General features: G+C 67.4%; 13 protein-coding genes. 10 read left to right on the top strand and 3 right to left on the bottom strand.

Going from position 1 to position 15,501, the window contains the following annotated elements:
* Positions 1 to 139: 139 nt before the first annotated feature.
* Entirely contained in the window at positions 140 to 1,225 is a 1,086-nt protein-coding gene (locus tag F624_RS0107335; protein ID WP_019573633.1) for a homocysteine S-methyltransferase family protein, read from the top strand.
* A gap of 11 nt (positions 1,226 to 1,236) precedes the next feature.
* Here the strand turns inward: F624_RS0107335 and F624_RS0107330 are convergent, their stop codons facing one another.
* Entirely contained in the window at positions 1,237 to 2,166 is a 930-nt protein-coding gene (locus F624_RS0107330; protein ID WP_019573632.1) for a LysR substrate-binding domain-containing protein, read from the bottom strand.
* Between the two features lie 156 nt (positions 2,167 to 2,322).
* Here F624_RS0107330 and F624_RS0107325 point away from each other — a divergent pair, with 156 nt between their 5' ends.
* From F624_RS0107325 to F624_RS0107315, 3 genes are all read left to right on the top strand, one after another.
* Positions 2,323 to 3,339, top strand: coding sequence for a Bug family tripartite tricarboxylate transporter substrate binding protein (locus F624_RS0107325; RefSeq protein WP_019573631.1), 1,017 nt, complete (start codon positions 2,323 to 2,325; stop codon positions 3,337 to 3,339).
* Positions 3,336 to 4,205 (top strand): N-formylglutamate amidohydrolase, encoded by an 870-nt coding sequence (locus F624_RS0107320; RefSeq protein WP_019573630.1) that lies wholly within the window; start codon positions 3,336 to 3,338, stop codon positions 4,203 to 4,205. Before F624_RS0107325 ends, F624_RS0107320 begins: the two co-directional genes overlap by 4 nt.
* Before the next feature lie 196 nt (positions 4,206 to 4,401).
* A complete protein-coding gene (locus F624_RS0107315; protein WP_019573629.1) occupies positions 4,402 to 5,124 on the top strand; it encodes an SDR family oxidoreductase in 723 nt (240 codons plus the stop codon).
* An 11-nt stretch (positions 5,125 to 5,135) separates the two neighbouring features.
* On the opposite strand, the gene F624_RS0107310 is transcribed toward F624_RS0107315, so the two are convergent.
* A complete protein-coding gene (locus F624_RS0107310; protein ID WP_019573628.1) occupies positions 5,136 to 6,110 on the bottom strand; it encodes a response regulator transcription factor in 975 nt (324 codons plus the stop codon).
* Positions 6,082 to 9,522 carry a hybrid sensor histidine kinase/response regulator gene (locus tag F624_RS0107305; protein WP_019573627.1) on the bottom strand — a complete coding sequence of 1,147 codons (3,441 nt, stop codon included), beginning with the start codon at positions 9,520 to 9,522 and terminating at the stop codon, positions 6,082 to 6,084. The genes F624_RS0107310 and F624_RS0107305 overlap by 29 nt, the downstream gene beginning before the upstream one ends.
* Positions 9,523 to 9,833: 311 nt before the next feature.
* Here F624_RS0107305 and F624_RS32300 point away from each other — a divergent pair, with 311 nt between their 5' ends.
* The 6 genes from F624_RS32300 (at position 9,834) to urtE (ending at position 15,469) form a co-directional block, all read left to right on the top strand.
* Positions 9,834 to 10,151, top strand: coding sequence for a BrnA antitoxin family protein (locus F624_RS32300; RefSeq protein ID WP_019573626.1), 318 nt, complete (start codon positions 9,834 to 9,836; stop codon positions 10,149 to 10,151).
* Between the two features lie 159 nt (positions 10,152 to 10,310).
* The gene (gene urtA, locus F624_RS0107290) at positions 10,311 to 11,579 is read left to right on the top strand and encodes an urea ABC transporter substrate-binding protein (protein WP_019573625.1); all 1,269 of its coding nucleotides are present in this window, start codon (positions 10,311 to 10,313) and stop codon (positions 11,577 to 11,579) included.
* Between the two features lie 195 nt (positions 11,580 to 11,774).
* Positions 11,775 to 12,689, top strand: a complete 915-nt coding sequence (gene urtB / locus F624_RS0107285; protein ID WP_019573624.1) for an urea ABC transporter permease subunit UrtB — start codon at positions 11,775 to 11,777, stop codon at positions 12,687 to 12,689.
* A 71-nt stretch (positions 12,690 to 12,760) separates the two neighbouring features.
* Entirely contained in the window at positions 12,761 to 13,993 is a 1,233-nt protein-coding gene (gene urtC / locus F624_RS0107280) for an urea ABC transporter permease subunit UrtC (protein ID WP_019573623.1), read from the top strand.
* A 17-nt stretch (positions 13,994 to 14,010) separates the two neighbouring features.
* Positions 14,011 to 14,754, top strand: coding sequence for an urea ABC transporter ATP-binding protein UrtD (gene urtD / locus F624_RS0107275; protein WP_019573622.1), 744 nt, complete (start codon positions 14,011 to 14,013; stop codon positions 14,752 to 14,754).
* A 25-nt stretch (positions 14,755 to 14,779) separates the two neighbouring features.
* Positions 14,780 to 15,469, top strand: coding sequence for an urea ABC transporter ATP-binding subunit UrtE (urtE, locus tag F624_RS0107270; protein ID WP_019573621.1), 690 nt, complete (start codon positions 14,780 to 14,782; stop codon positions 15,467 to 15,469).
* Positions 15,470 to 15,501: the final 32 nt, after the last annotated feature.

Here is a 15,501-nt window from a genome sequence, read left to right as displayed (position 1 = left end):
TTTGAAGCCTACAAACCTGCACCGAGTAACCGATCAGTCTAGCAAAATGTCCTCGTTTGTAACAGCGAAATAGATAGCCCATTTGGGGGTAGTTCTGCCCCACGGAAACGTGCAGTGGGCGAGTTTCTACAATGGCGGGATGAAACCCGTTGTCTACACGCGCGCCCAGGCGCTGCCCGAAATCCTGTCCCGTCGCATCGCCATCCTCGATGGCGCCATGGGCACCATGATCCAGCGCTTCAAGCTCAGCGAAGAGCAGTACCGCGGCGCCGGCTACACCGGCGCGGGCCACCAGGGGGACCGTTTCAGCGCTTTCCACAAGGACGTCAAGGGCAACAACGAGCTGCTCAGCCTGACCCGCCCTGACGTCATCAGCAGCATTCACGAGAGCTACCTGGCTGCTGGCGCCGACCTGATCGAGACCAACACCTTCGGTGCCACCACCATCGCCCAGGCCGACTACGACATGGCGCCGCTGGCGCGCGAGATGAACCTCGTGTCGGCCCGCCTGGCCCGCGCCGCCTGCGACAAGTACAGCACGCCCGACAAGCCACGCTTCGTAGCCGGTGCCCTGGGCCCCACGCCCAAGACCGCCAGCATCAGCCCCGACGTGAACGACCCGGGCGCCCGCAACGTCAATTTCGAAGAGCTGCGCGCCGCCTACTACGAGCAGACCGAGGCGCTGGTCGAAGGTGGCGCCGACGTGCTGCTGGTCGAGACCATCTTCGACACCTTGAACGCCAAGGCCGCCCTGTTCGCCATCGACGAGTATTTCGAGGCCAGCGGCCAGCGCCTGCCCATCCTCATCAGCGGCACCGTCACCGACGCCTCGGGCCGCATCCTGTCGGGCCAGACCGTGACCGCCTTCTGGCACAGCGTGCGCCATGCCCAGCCCCTGGCCATCGGCCTCAACTGCGCCCTGGGCGCCACGCTGATGCGCCCCTACATCCAGGAGCTCAACCGCGTTGCCCCCGACACCTTCATCAGCTGCTACCCCAACGCCGGCCTGCCCAACCCCATGAGCGACACCGGCTTTGACGAGACCCCCGAGGTCACCAGCCGCCTGATCCACGAATTTGCTGCCGAAGGCCTGGTCAACATCGTGGGCGGCTGCTGCGGCACCACGCCGGACCACATCGGCGCCATCGCCCAGGCGGTGCAGCCCCTGGCCACCCGCACATTGCCGGTGGCGGGCCGTTTTGCGGCTTACAGCGAAGCGGCCTGAGGCCGCACGCGTCAGGCGTCCGCCGGTCGCGCTCTGAGGGCCGCGTTCAGGGCGGCCACATCGGCCTGCGCCGTCTGCAGCAACCAGCGTCGAAACGCCGTCAGCGCCGGCTTGCGGCGTTGACCGGAGGGTGCACACAGAAAATACCCCCGCGCCAAGGTGATCGGCAGATCAAACGGCACCGCCACGGCCCCTGAGGCCAGTTCGGCGCTGACCAGGCAGCGCTGCACCAGGGCCACCCCCATGTCGGCAATCACCGCCTGGATCAGCATGGACACCTGGTCGAAGGCGGTGCTGAGCCGCGGCGCTCGCTCCGGGGCCCCAGCGGCCTGCAGCCATTGCGCCCAGTTGCCGGGGGCGGTCGTGTGGTACAGCAGGGGTTCATCGGCCAGTTCGCCCGGTGAGCGCCAGGCCCCCGCGGCCTGCCGTTGTGCCAGACGGGCCGGGTGGCAGATCGGCACCACCTCGCGCCCGATCAGGTAATCGCAATCCCAGTGCGGCCATTGCCCAGGGCCCAGGCCGGTCAGCACCGCGGCATCGGGCGTGGCGCCCGAAAAGTCCTCGTCCTTGCGGTAGGGCACAAAGTTGATGCGCACCTCGGGGTGCAGCTGCTGAAAGGCTTTCAGGCGCGGGATCAACCACACGCTGGCCAGGGTCGGCACCACCGACAGGTTCAGCGGCTGGTCGGCAGGGCTCTCACGCAAGCGGGCGCTGGCGGCCTCGATCGCGGCCAGCGGCTCGCGCACCGCGTCCAGCAACTGCTGCCCTGCGGCGGTCAGGGCGATGGTGTTGGCCCGGCGCAGCAGCAGCGGCTTGCCGTAGTGAAACTCCAGCCGCGCCACTGCCCGGCTGATCGCGCTTTGGGTCACGCACAGTTCGATCGCGGCCTTGGAGAAACTGCCCAGCCGCACGGCGGCGGCAAAGGCGTGGAGTTCTGACATCGAGGGCGAGTGCAGTCGCATGGTGGGCAAGGGGGCGGAGGAGGGGGCGGGTATGACGGTTGCGCATGACCGTTGACCGGATTGTCGTTGGTGCCGCCGGGCGTCTGTCCGGACACTGAACACCTCCCATCCAACGCCGAGTTGTGCACGAATGCCATGAAACCCTTCGTCTCCTCCCTCCTTGCAGCCAAGGTTGCACCGATCAACCGCCGCTTCATCGTGCTGGGCCTGGCCGCCACGGCCACGCTGGCCCCCGCCCTGGCCCATGCCGAGTACCCTGACAAGCCGATCCGCCTGATCGTGCCCTTTGCCCCCAGCGGCTCCACCGACCTGGCGGCGCGCCTGATCGCCGAGTTCGCGGGCCGGGCCCTGGGTCAATCCATCATCGTGGACAACCGCGCCGGTGCCGGTGGATCGCTGGGCATGGAGCAGGTGGCCAAGGCCCGCCCCGACGGCTACACCCTGGGCATGGCGACCATGAGCACCCATGGCTCCAACGTGGCGGCCTACGGCAGCCGCCTGAAATACGACCCGCTGAAAGACTTCGCCCCGATCAGCAACGTGGCCACGGTGCCCAGTGTGCTGGCCGTGAACGTTCGCACCCCCTACAAGAGCCTGGCTGATTTCATCGCCGCGGCCCGAAAAGAGCCTGGCAAGATCACCTTCGCCTCGCCCGGCACCGGCTCGCTGGGGCACGCCAATGTCGAGTACTTCTCCAGCCTGGCCAGGATCGAGTTGCTGCACGTGCCCTACAAGGGCTCGGGCATGGCCCTGAACGACGCGGTGGCCGGCCAGGTCGAGGCCATCACCGACAACCTGCCTTCCGCCCTGCCGCACATCCAGTCGGGGCGCTTGCGGGCGCTGGCCTTGCTGTCCGACAAGCGCTCGCCGGCCTTGCCCGATGTGCCCACCTATGCCGAGCTGGGTTTTCCGCAGATGGGCAACGGCGGCTGGTTCGGCGTGGTCGCGCCTGCCGGCACACCAGCCTCGGTCGTGCAAAAGCTCAACCAGGCCATCCACCAGGCCATGAAGCAGCCCGACTTCGTCAAGAAGATGAACGAGGCCGGCGCCACCCTGATCCCCACCACCCCGGCGCAGTTCCAGACCCAGATCCAGCAGGCCGTGGCCCGCTACCTCGAAGTGGCCAAGGTGGCCAAAATGGAGGCCGAATGAGCCCGCAGACCCCCGCCCTGTTCACCCTGCACCAGCCCAGCGCCCCCCAGTTGCCGCTGGTGTGCGATTCGCCCCACAGCGGCACCACCTACCCGGCTGATTTCCAGACGGTGCTGCCCCTGTCCGAACTGCGTGCCGCGGAGGACACCCACGTCGAAGCGCTCTGGGGCGCGGCACCCGCCCTGGGGGCCACCTTGCTCGAAGCCCACTTCCCGCGCAGCTACCTGGACCTGAACCGCAGCCTGGACGACATCGACCCGGCCCTGCTCGACGGCCCCTGGCCCGCGCCTCTGTCGCCGGGCGAGAAGACCCGCCTGGGCTCGGGCCTGATCTGGCGCAGCGTGAAGGGCCTGCCCCTGTACGACCGCCCGCTGTCGGTGGCCGAGGTGCAAGCCCGCATCGAGCGCTGCTACCGGCCGTATCACGCGGCCCTGTCTGACGCGGTGGCCCAGACCCAGGCCCGCTTTGGCGCCGTCTGGCACCTGAATCTGCACTCCATGCCCAACAACGCCTACGAGCGGCTGCAGATCAAGAGCCCCCACCCCCTGGCCGACTTCGTGCTGGGCGACCGCGACGGCAGCACCTGCGAGCCCGCCTTCGTCGCGTTGGTCGAAGCGCATCTGCGGGCCAAGGGCTACACCGTGGCCCGCAACGACCCCTACAAGGGCGTGGCCCTGATCGCCCGCATCGGCCAGCCCGCCCTGAACCGCCACAGCCTGCAGATCGAGATCCGCCGCCCGATCTACATGGACGAGCAGACCCGCGAGCGCAGCGCCGACTTCGGCACCGTGCAGCGCGACATCACCGAGTTGCTGCAGGCCATGGCCGCTTACCTGAGGGCGCATCCGTCGCGCACAGTGAGCTGATCGGACCCAGGTGCTGGCGGCCGCCATGGCATTGGCTCCTTGAGATGCGCCGTTCGGCGTCTCGTGATCCGGGCATCCAAGGCCCCCTCCGGCTGCTCGGCAGACTGCGTGAGCTTGTCCCCCGCGGCTGAGATTGATTCGGGTCAAGGGCTTGACGGGGGCTTTCTATTTCTCTCTTTCGCGTTGTGAGGGCTTCATGTTCGATTCATTTTTGCAAGGCCAGCAGGTGCTGGTCTTGGGCGGCACTTCCGGCCTGGGCCTGGCCACGGCGGCAGGGGCCTTGCGGGCTGGAGCGCAGGTGCATGTGGGCGGGCGTGATCCGCAGCGGCTGACCGACGCGCTGGCCCCGCTGGGGCCGAAGGCCAGCGGGGCTTGCGTGGATCTGACCGACGAGGGCTCCGTGCAGGCTTTCTTCGCCTCATTTCCCCGGGTCGATCACCTGGTGGTCTGCGCCGCCAACAACCTGCCTGTGCGGCTGATCGATGGCGATCTGGCGGCCCTGCGCACCAGCCTCGACTCGCGCTTCTGGGGGGCGGTGCATGCCCTGCGTGCCGTGGCCCCTCGCCTGGCGCCTGAGGGATCGGTCGTGCTCACTTCGGGCATGGTCAGCCAGCGCCCGCGGCCGGGCATGGCCATGGTGGCGGCGGCGGCCAGTGCGGTGGAGTCGCTGGCGCGCTCCCTGGTGGCTGAGCTGGCGCCGCGGCGCATCAATGTGATCAACCCGGGCCCCATGCACACGCCCTTGCTGGAGCGCGCGCTGGGGGGGCAGGCCCAGGCCCTGCAGGGCCTGGCCGAGATGCAGCCGCTCAAGCGCCTGGGCCAGGCCGAAGACTTTGCCCAGACGGCGCTGTTTGCCATGGGCAACCGCCAGCTCAATGGGGCGGTGCTGCACCTCGATGGCGGGGCCCGCTGGGCCTGAACAGAATCGCTTCAGCCCGGCAGCAGCCGGGCGGCCACCGCCGCGGCCGCGGTGCGGGTCTCCACGCCCAGCTTCTCGAAGATGTGCTCCAGGTGTTTGTTCACCGTGCGCGGGCTCATGCCCAGGATGTCGGCGATGTCGCGGTTGGTCTTGCCCTTGGCCAGCCACGACAGCACCTCGGTCTCGCGCGGGGTCAGGGCCACGTCGGGGCGCTCGCGTGCGGGCGGCGTGTCGGCCGGGCCCAGGGTGAGCAGCAGCATGGATTCGGCCAGGCCACTTTCGCCCAGGTGGCGTGCCGTCAGCGCCTGGGCGCCGTGCAAGGGCAGGCTGGCGGGGGTGCCCTGGGCCGCGCTGAGCAGCCATTGGCGGGCCGCATCGCCGGCCAGGCCCTCGGGCGCGAAGGCCTGCTCCAGCCATTGCGTGGCCTGGGGCGAGCGCCAGGCGGCGCGGCCCTGGGCGTCGAGCATCAGCACCCCCATGCCGGCCACGTCCACCGCCTCGCGGGCCAGGCGCGCGGCCTGGGCGTTGCGCACATGGGTGGCCAGGCGCGCCAGCACCTCGGGGATGCGCAGCGGCTTGACCACGTAGTCCACCCCGCCGCTGGAGAAGCCCTGCAGGATCTGCTCGGTGTCCGACAGCCCGGTCATGAAGATCACCGGCACGTGCGACCAGGGCGGGGTGGCCTTGAGCTGGCGACACAGGGCAAAGCCGTCCTGCCCCGGCATCACCGCGTCCAGCAGCACGCCGTCGGGCACGGTGAGTTCAAAGCGTTGCAGCGCCTCTTCGGCGTCGCGTGCCACCAGCACGGTGTAGCCCTCGCCGGCCAGGGCCTCGCACAGCATGCGCAAGGTGTCCAGGGCATCGTCCACCACCAGGATCACGCGGGGGGCGGCGGGGCTGGCGGAAAGGGCGGGTGTCGCCGGCGGCTGGCCGATCAGCTGGCCAACCGGCGGGCTGTCAGCGGCGGGGTTCGGGGTCTTGATCATCTTCGGGCTCGGGGTCGCGCAGTTCCTGGGTGATGGCGGCAAAGTCAAAACGTTCGGCCCGCGCCTGCAGGCGGTTCAGGCAGGGTAGGTGCGTGGCCGGCAACTGCTCGCGCGCCTGCTGCAGGGCCTGCTTGAGGGCACTGGCCTGGCCTTGCCGGGCCAGGCGGGCCAACTGCTCGCGCCAAGGCTCGGGCAGCGGTATCGGCAGGGCCGCCTCTGGCGGCGGGGCGGGGCGCTTCAAGGGGGTGTTGTCGCGGATCCACTCCAGTTGCAGCGCGTGCTCCAGCGCCTCCAGCAACTCCGACTCGATCACCGGCTTGCCGACAAAGCCCTGGCATTGCAGGGCCTGCAGGCGCTCGGGCTGGTGGTCGAACAGGTTGGCCGAGACGAACACGATGGGCAGCTCGGCCGCGCTCCAGCGCTCGCGCAGCCGGGTGGCGGTCTGCCAGCCGTCCAGGTCGTCCATGCTGATGTCCAGCAGCACCAGGTCGGGGGCTTGGGTCTGCACGATGTCCAGGCACTCGCGGCCGCTGGCCGCCTCGCGCAGCTCGAAGCCCAGGGGCATCAGCAAGGCGGCCAGCAACTGGCGTTGCAGGGGCTGGTCGTCCACCACCAGCAGGGTGCGGCGCGGGGCCAGGTAGCCGATCACCGGGTGCAGCGATTCGCCGCGCAGGCGCCGCCAGCTCGGGTCGGGCGGCACGCCCGGCAGGTACAGGCGCACGCTGAAGGTGCTGCCCTGGCCCGGTGTGCTGGCCAGCACCAGCTCGCCGCCCATGAGCTGGGTCAGCAGGTGGGTGATGGTCAGGCCCAGGCCGGTGCCGGCCTCGCTCACGCGGCGGCCGGCACTGCCGCGCTCGAAGGGGTGGAAGATGCGTTCCTGGTCCTGCGGCTCGATGCCGATGCCGGTGTCGCAGACCTCGAAGCGCGTCACATGCTGGCGAAAATCCATGCGCAGGCGCACCTCGCCGCGCTCGGTGAAGCGCACCGCGTTGGACAGCAGGTTGATCAGGATCTGGCGCAGCCGCTTGGCGTCCACCCGCACCCAGCCCGGCATCATGCCCACCGTCTCGACCACGAAGCGCAGGCCACGGGCTTCCGCCTGCGGCCGCATCATGCCTTCGAGCTGGGCCACCAGTTCGGCCAGTGGCAAGGGGGCCGGGTCCAGGCGCAGGCGACCGGCCTCGATGCGCGCCAGCTCCAGCGAGCCATCGATCAGCGCATGCATGTGTTCGCCGCTGTGCTGCATGGTCTGCAGGGTCTCGCGCGTGGCGCTGTCCAGCCGCGCGCTCTTGAGCAGGATCTGGGTGTAGCCCAGGATGCTGTTGAGCGGCGAGCGCAGCTCGTGGGTCATGCCCGCCACATAGCGCGTCTTGGCCAGGCTGGCGGATTCGGCCAGGTCCTTGGCCGACTGCAGCGCGGCATCGGTGCGCTGGTGGGCGTCGATCTCCTGCAGCAGCAACTGGGTCTGGCGTTCGGATTCGTCCTGCGCCATGCGGCGGCTGTCGGTGCTCAGCACCACCCACCAGGCGCACACCGCGGCCAGCAGGGCCAACAGGGCAAACACCTTGAGAAAGGGCACGCGCAGGGCTTCCGAGGGCATGTTCAGGCTCTCCTGCACATACACCACGCCCAGCACAAAGGTGATCAGCGCGCACAGCGACAGCGTCACCATCAGGTACTGACCCAGGCGGAAGTTGACCTTCAGCGCCCAGCGCGCCGGCAGCAGCCGCGCGGCCAGGGCGCGCAACTGGTCCGAGGCGCGCGAGCCCGTCTTGCAGCGGTCGTGGCAGCGCGATTCCAGCGAGCAGCACAGCGAGCAGATCGGCGCCGCATAGGCCGGGCAGCGCGCCATGTCCTCGGCCTCGAAGGCGTTCTCGCAGACAGCGCAGCGCACGATCTCGCCGCGCTGCCATTGCGTGTCGGGCTGGCGCGCCAGGTAGTAGCGGCCCCCGGTGGCCCAGGCCAGCAGGGGCGACAGCAGCATCGACAAGGCCAGTGCGATCAGCGGCGAAAACGCCGCGGCCATCTCGCCCAGCCAGCCCGCGTAGGCGCAGCCGGCCACCGCGGCGCCCAGCACCATGGCACCCAGGCCCACCGGGTTGAAGTCGTACAGGTGGGCGCGGCGGAACTCGATGCCCGGCGGGCTCAGGCCCAGCGGCTTGTTGATGACCAGATCGGCCACCAGCGCGCCCACCCAGGCAATGGCCACGTTGCTGTACAGGGCCAGCACCTTCTCCAGCGCGCCGAACACGCCCAGCGTCATCAGCAGCGTGGCAATGCCCACGTTGAACACCAGCCACACCACGCGCCCCGGGTGGCTGCGCGTGACCCGGGCGAAGAAGTTCGACCACGCCAGCGAGCCCGCATAGGCATTCGTGAGGTTGATCTTGATCTGCGACACCACCACGAACACCACCGTGATCACCACCGCCAGCGTGGGCATGCCCAGGGCCTGGGTGAAGCCGGCCAGGAACATCTGGGTCGGCTCTGCCGCGCGTTGTGCCCCCACCTCGAACTGCAGCGCGGCAAAGGCCAGAAAGGCGCCGCCCGCCATCTTCAGCATGCCCATCAGGATCCAGCCCGGGCCGGCCAGCAGCACCGCGCCCCACCACTTGGCGTTGTTGGCCGGCGTGCGCGCCGGCAGAAAGCGCAAAAAGTCGACCTGCTCGCCGATCTGCACCACCAACGAGAAGATCACCGCGGTGGCGGCGCCGAACATCAGCGGGTCGAAACCACTGCTGCCACTCTTGAGCCCCGACAGGCCGGTGAACTCGCGGTACAGCTCGGGCTGCGACAGGGCGATCCACACAAAGGGCAGCACCAGCAGGAACAGCCACAGGGGCTGCGTCCAGGCCTGCAGCTTGGAGATCAGGGTGATGCCGCGCATGGCCAGGGGCAGCACCACCACCGACGACAGCACGTAGCACCAGTTCAGCGGCCAGTCCACCACCATCTGCAGGGCCAGCGCCATGATGGCCGCCTCCAGCGCGAAGAAGATGAAGGTGAACACCGCGTAGATCAGCGAGGTGAGGGTCGAGCCCAGGTAGCCAAAGCCCGCGCCGCGGGTCAGCAAGTCCATGTCCAGCCCGTAGCGCGCCGCGTAGTACGCGATGGGCAGGCCGGTCAGAAAGATCACCAGCCCCACCACCAGGATGGCCCACATCGCGTTGCTGAAGCCGTAGTTCAGCGCGATGGCCCCGCCAATGGCCTCCAGCGCCAGAAACGACAGCGAGCCAAAGGCCGTGTTGGCCACGCGGAACTCGCTCCAGCGCCTGAAGCTCTTGGGCGTGTAGCGCAGCGCGTAGTCCTCCATGGTCTCGTCGGCCACCCAGGAGTTGTAGTCGCGCCGGAAACGAAAGATCGTCTGCGGGGCGGCCTGGGCGGTGCTGCGGTGTGGGCTGGCGCTGGACATGACGCCGAGCCATGCAAGAAGTGTTCTCGCCCCGTGCTGGTGCGTGGTGTGGGCCAAGCCTGTGGGCAGCTCATTTCGTTGGGGTGATCAGCCAGGCCTTCGGTCTGGTCGCCACCGACGCGCTGGTCAAAGCCGGGAATATAGGGGCTCCCCTGTGTCGGCGCGCGGGCTCGCCCGGTGCTTGACCCCACATCAAATTGCATCTACATTTTTCGATGATCCTCTGGCACGAAAACAAACGTCAGACCCATCTGCGCAAGCATGGGATCGACTTGGCCGCATTGACCACGCGCACCTGATTTCCTGCCGCTATGCCGATCGCCAAGAAGCCAAAGCCTATTTCGCCCGCGTCCAACGCTGAGACCGGGCCGGTGCCTGTCGACTGGTCGCAGGCCGTCCTCACCACCGGAGGCGGTGTCCAGCAGACGCTGGAGCAGCTGCGCCGCACCCGCGGAAAGAACCGCCTGCCCACCAAGCAGCAAGTGGCCATCCGCCTGGACCCCGATGTCCTGGCCGCTTTCAGGGAAGGCGGCAGCGGTTGGCAGACACGCATCAATGCGGCGCTGCGCGAGTGGCTGCAACAGAGCTCGGCGGCCGGCCTGCAGTCCACGCGCAAGAAGCCGGGGTGACAAGCCTGGCACGGGGCCGGCTTTTGCTCATTGAAACCACCCTGCGCATGCCTCTACGTTAATTGACGTATGGGCTGCTCCCAGGGTTCTCCCTAATCTTTGCACCAGCGCGGCGATTCCCGCCGTCCGGTTTCAAAACCCTGTTGCAAGGAGCGTTTCATGAAGCACGTTTTCGACGTTCAAGACCCCCGGTCCACCAAGGCTGAGATCAGCCGCCGCCGCCTGCTGCAGGCCCTGGCCACGGCCTCTGCGGCCGGCCTGCCCGCCTGGTCCTTTGCCCAGCCCACCGACAAGGTCAACACCACCAAGCTGGCCGTGACCGACACCGAAGTCACCGTGGGCCAGCTGCACTCGGCCACCGGCACCATGGCCATCTCCGAGACCGGCTCCATCCAGGCCGAGCAACTGGCCATCGACCAGATCAACGCCATGGGCGGCATCCTGGGCCGCAAGATCAAGGTGATCAAGGAAGACGGCGCCTCCGACTGGCCCACCTTCGCTGAAAAATCGAAGAAGCTGCTCATCAACGACCGCTGCGCCGCCGTCTTCGGCTGCTGGACTTCGGCCTCGCGCAAGGCCGTGCTGCCGGTGTTCGAGAAGGAAAACGGCCTGCTGTACTACCCCACCTTCTACGAAGGCCTGGAGCAGTCCAAGAACGTGATCTACACCGGCCAGGAAGCCACGCAGCAGATCCTGTACAGCCTGGACTGGGCCCAGAAGGAGAAGAAGGCCAAGACCTTCTTCCTGATCGGTTCGGACTACATCTGGCCGCGCACCTCGATGAAGATTGCACGCAAGCACATCGAGAACTTCCAGAAGGGCAAGGTCGTGGGCGAAGAGTACTACCCGCTGGGCAGCACGAACTTCGGCTCGCTGATGAACAAGATCAAGGTGCAAAAGCCCGACTGCATCTTTGTCGCCGTGGTGGGGGGCTCGAACGTGGCCTTCTACAAGGCGCTCAAGGCCGCCGGCATCACCGGTGACAAGCAACTGCTGGTGACCCTGGCCGTGACCGAGGACGAAATGACCGGCGTGGGTGGCGAGAACTTCGCGGGCTTCTACTCGTCGATGAAGTACTTCCAGTCGCTGGACAACGAGAACAACAAGAAGTTCGTGGCCGCCTTCAAGGCCAAGTACGGCGCCAGCGCGGTGATCGGCGACGTGACCCAGGCCGGCTACCTGGGCCCCTGGCTGTGGAAGGCCGCCGTCGAGAAGGCCGGCAGCTTCGATGTGGACAAGGTGGTGGCGGCGTCGGAGATGGGCATCGAGCTCAAGACCGCTCCCGAGGGCTACGTGAAGCTCGACAAGAACCACCACCTGTGGAGCAAGTCACGCATCGCCATGGGCCTGCCGGACGCGACCTTCAAGGTGGTGTCGGAGTCGCCGGATCTGATCAAGCCGGATCCGTTTCCCAAAGGGTATCAATGACCCCCCTGTTGCCGGCTCACTGCGTGTAGCCGGCCTCCCCCCCAGGGGGCGATGCGTGCCGACCGGCAAAGCCGGTCCGCCGCATCCCCGAACGGGCTTCGCTTCGCTTGCCGAGGCCCGGCTTTTGGCGACACAAGCACTGCGCCCTGAGCGTGCTTTCGATTTTGCAGACCCACCCCTTCGGGAGTTCGTGCCATGACCTTTTCTGAAATGCTCAACATCGGCCTCATGCAGGGCTTTGCCGGCTTGAGCCTGTTTGCGGTGCTGCTGCTGATGGGGCTGGGCCTGGCGATCATCTTCGGGCAGATGGGCGTGATCAACATGGCGCATGGCGAGTTCATGACCATTGGCGCCTACACCATCTACCTGGGCTCGACGCTGGCGTCCACGCATGCGCCGCAGATGGTGCCCTATTACTTTCCGCTGGCCATTGCGGCGGCCTTCGGGTTTTCGTTTGCGGCGGGCTGGCTGGTGGAGTGGGGGCTGATCCGCCACCTCTACAAGCGCCCGCTGGACACCTTGCTGGCCACCTGGGGCGTGAGCCTGGCGATCCAGCAGATGTTCCGCACCTTCATCGGGCCCAAAGAGGTGAGCCCCACGCTGCCCGACTGGCTGCTGGGCTCGTGGGCGCCGGCCGAGGGGCTGGACATTCCCATCAACGGCCTGTTCGTGCTGGGCCTGACCACGGTGGTCACGCTGGGGGTGTTGCTCGCCTTGCACCGCAGCCGCTGGGGCCTGCGGGTGCGGGCCACGGTGAGCAACCGCGTGATGGCCAACGCCATCGGCATCGACACCCAGAAGACCGACCGCCTGACCTTTGCCATCGGCTGCGGCATTGCCGGTGTGGCCGGTGCCGCCTTCACCACCATCGGCTCCACCGGGCCCACCTCGGGCTCGCTCTACATCGTCGACGCCTTCCTGGTCGTCACCTTCGGCGGTGCGGCCAGCCTGCTGGGCACCGTGGTGTCGGCCTTCGGCATCGCCCAGACGCAGTCGATCACCGAGTTCTTCCTGGCCGGCTCGATGGCCAAGGTGATCACCTTGTCGCTGATCGTGCTGATCCTGATGGTGCGCCCGCAAGGCCTGTTCGCCTCCAAGGTGCGGCGCTGAGTGGCTGCGCTGAGTCACTGCGCTGAATTGCCACGTGTTTCCCTGTTCCTGAGTTCACCGGAGTCCTCCCCATGAATGCCCTCAAAGCCTGGATCCAGCGCTACCAGCTTGCCAGCCTGGTGCTGCTGGCCGTCTTGCTCGCCGTGGTGCTGCCCCTGACGCTCGACATCTTCCGCCTCAATCTGGTGGGCAAGTACCTTACCTATGCCTTCGTGGCCATCGGCCTGGTCATGGTCTGGGGCTACGGCGGCGTGCTCAGCCTGGGGCAGGGCGTGTTCTTCGGCCTGGGCGGCTACGCCATGGCCATGTTCCTCAAGCTCGAGGCGTCTGACCCCATCAGCACCAAGATCCAGTCCACACCGGGCATCCCCGACTTCATGGACTGGAACCAGATCACCGAGCTGCCGGCCTTCTGGCTGCCGTTCAAGAGCCTGCCCCTGTCGTTGGCTGCGGTGATTGTGGTGCCCACGCTGCTGGCCTGGCTGGTGAGCTTTGCCATGTTCAAGCGCCGCGTGGGCGGGGTGTACTTCGCCATCATCACGCAGGCGGTGGCCCTGATCCTCACCGTGCTCATCATCGGCCAGCAGGGCTACACCGGCGGCGTCAACGGCATGACCGACCTGAAGACCGTGCTCGGCTGGGACACCCGCACCGACAGCGCCAAGTACATCCTGTACTACCTGTGCGTGGCCTTGCTGATCGGCGCCATCGTGCTGTGCCGCTTCATCCAGACCAGCAAGCTCGGCACCCTGCTGCTGGCCATGCGCGACAAGGAAGACCGCGTGCGCTTCTCGGGCTATGACGTGGCCAATTTCAAGATCTTCACCTTCTGCCTGGCCGCGGCGCTGTCGGGCATCGGCGGGGCGCTGTTCTCGCTGCAGGTGGGCTTCATGTCGCCCAGCTTCGTGGGCATCGTGCCCTCGATCGAGATGGTGATCTACGCCGCCGTGGGTGGGCGCATGAGCCTGGTGGGTGCGGTGTACGGCACCTTGCTGGTGAACGCGGGCAAGACCTACTTCAGCGAGAGCTTTCCCGACCTCTGGCTGTTCCTCATGGCCGGCCTGTTCATTGGCGTGACGATGGCCTTCCCCATGGGCCTGGCCGGGGTCTGGGAGGAGCACATCGTGCCCTGGTGGAAGAGCCGCCGCCAGGCCCTGAAGGAGGCCGCCGTGCCGGCCCCCGCCGCCAGTGCTGCCGTGCCGGCCCCCGCCGCCAGTGCTGCCGTGGCCGCGCCCGCCGCCTCAGCCGCCGCCGACCCCCTCCCGGCCACGCTGCCTGACGGCGTGAGCAGCCAAAGCGTCTGACCCCGACGGAGCCCCTCATGAGCAACACTGACTTCGCCCTGGCCGTGGAAGACCTGACCGTCTCGTTCGACGGCTTCAAGGCCATCGATGCCCTGACCCTGTACGTCGACAAGAACGAGCTGCGCGTGATCATCGGCCCCAATGGCGCCGGCAAGACCACGCTGCTGGACCTGATCTGCGGCAAGACCCGCGCCACCGCGGGCAGCATCAAGTTCAAGAACGAAGAGCTGACCCAGATGGCCGAACACAAGCGCGTGCGCCTGGGCATCGGTCGCAAGTTCCAGACCCCCTCGATCTACGAGAACCTCTCGGTGTTCCAGAACCTCGAGGTGTCCTTCCCCTCGGGCCGCTCGGTGTTCGGCGCCCTGGCCTTCAAGTGCACCGATGCCGTGCGTGAACGTGTGCAGGCCGTGGCCGACGACATCGGCCTGGGCGACAAGCTCGACACCGAGGCCGGCCTGCTGTCGCACGGTCAGAAGCAGTGGCTGGAGATCGGCATGCTGCTGATGCAGGAGCCCGAGCTGCTGATGCTCGACGAGCCGATTGCCGGCATGAGTGCGCGCGAGCGCGAGCTCACGGCCGAACTGCTGCAGCGCATCTGCCAGAACCGCGCCGTGATCGTGATCGAACACGACATGGAGTTCGTCAAGCGCATCGCCCACAAGGTCACCGTCATGCACCAGGGAAAGATCCTGGCCGAAGGCTCCATGGACAAGGTGCAGGCCGACCCCAAGGTGATCGACGTCTACCTCGGTCACTGAAACACGAACCCCACAGGAGCTCAGCATGCTGGAAGTCAAGGATCTGTTTGTCGCCTATGGCCAGAGCGAGGCCCTGCACGGCATCTCGTTCGAGGGCCGGGCCAATGAAACCGTGGCCATCATGGGCCGCAACGGCATGGGCAAGACCACGCTGTTCAAAAGCCTGATGGGCGTCATGCCGCTCAAGAGCGGCAGCATCCGCGTGGCCGGGCAGGACGTGTCGCGCGACGAGAGCTTTCGCCGCGTCGCCAAGGGCATTGCCTACGTGCCGCAAGGCCGCATGATCTTTCCGACCCTGACGGTCGAGGAGAACATCCAGACCGGCCTGGAGAACTCGAAGACGCGCCAGATCCCCGACGAGATCTACGCCCTGTTCCCGGTGCTGTGGGACATGCGCCGGCGCAAGGGCGGCAACCTGTCGGGCGGCCAGCAGCAACAGCTGGCCATTGCCCGCGCGCTGGTCACCGACCCCAAGGTGCTGCTGCTGGACGAGCCCACCGAAGGCATCCAGCCTTCGATCATCAAGGACATCGCCAAGGCCCTGAACGAGATCCGCAAGCTGCGCGAGATCACCATCATCGTGAGCGAACAGGTGCTGTCCTTCGCCATGGACGTGGCCGACCGCCTGTTCGTGATCGAGGGCGGCCGCCTGGTGCACGAGACCGCCCGCGCCGACACCGACCAGCAGCACATCAAGGCCTACCTGTCGGTATGAACCGGCCCGCGCCGCACGTTTTTTCACCTCTC

The sequence above is a fragment of the Curvibacter lanceolatus ATCC 14669 genome, from assembly GCF_000381265.1.
GTDB classification, from domain to species: Bacteria; Pseudomonadota; Gammaproteobacteria; order Burkholderiales; family Burkholderiaceae_C; genus Curvibacter; species Curvibacter lanceolatus.
Note: the sequence above shows the minus strand (reverse complement) of the source record. Positions and strands in the feature narration are given on the sequence as shown.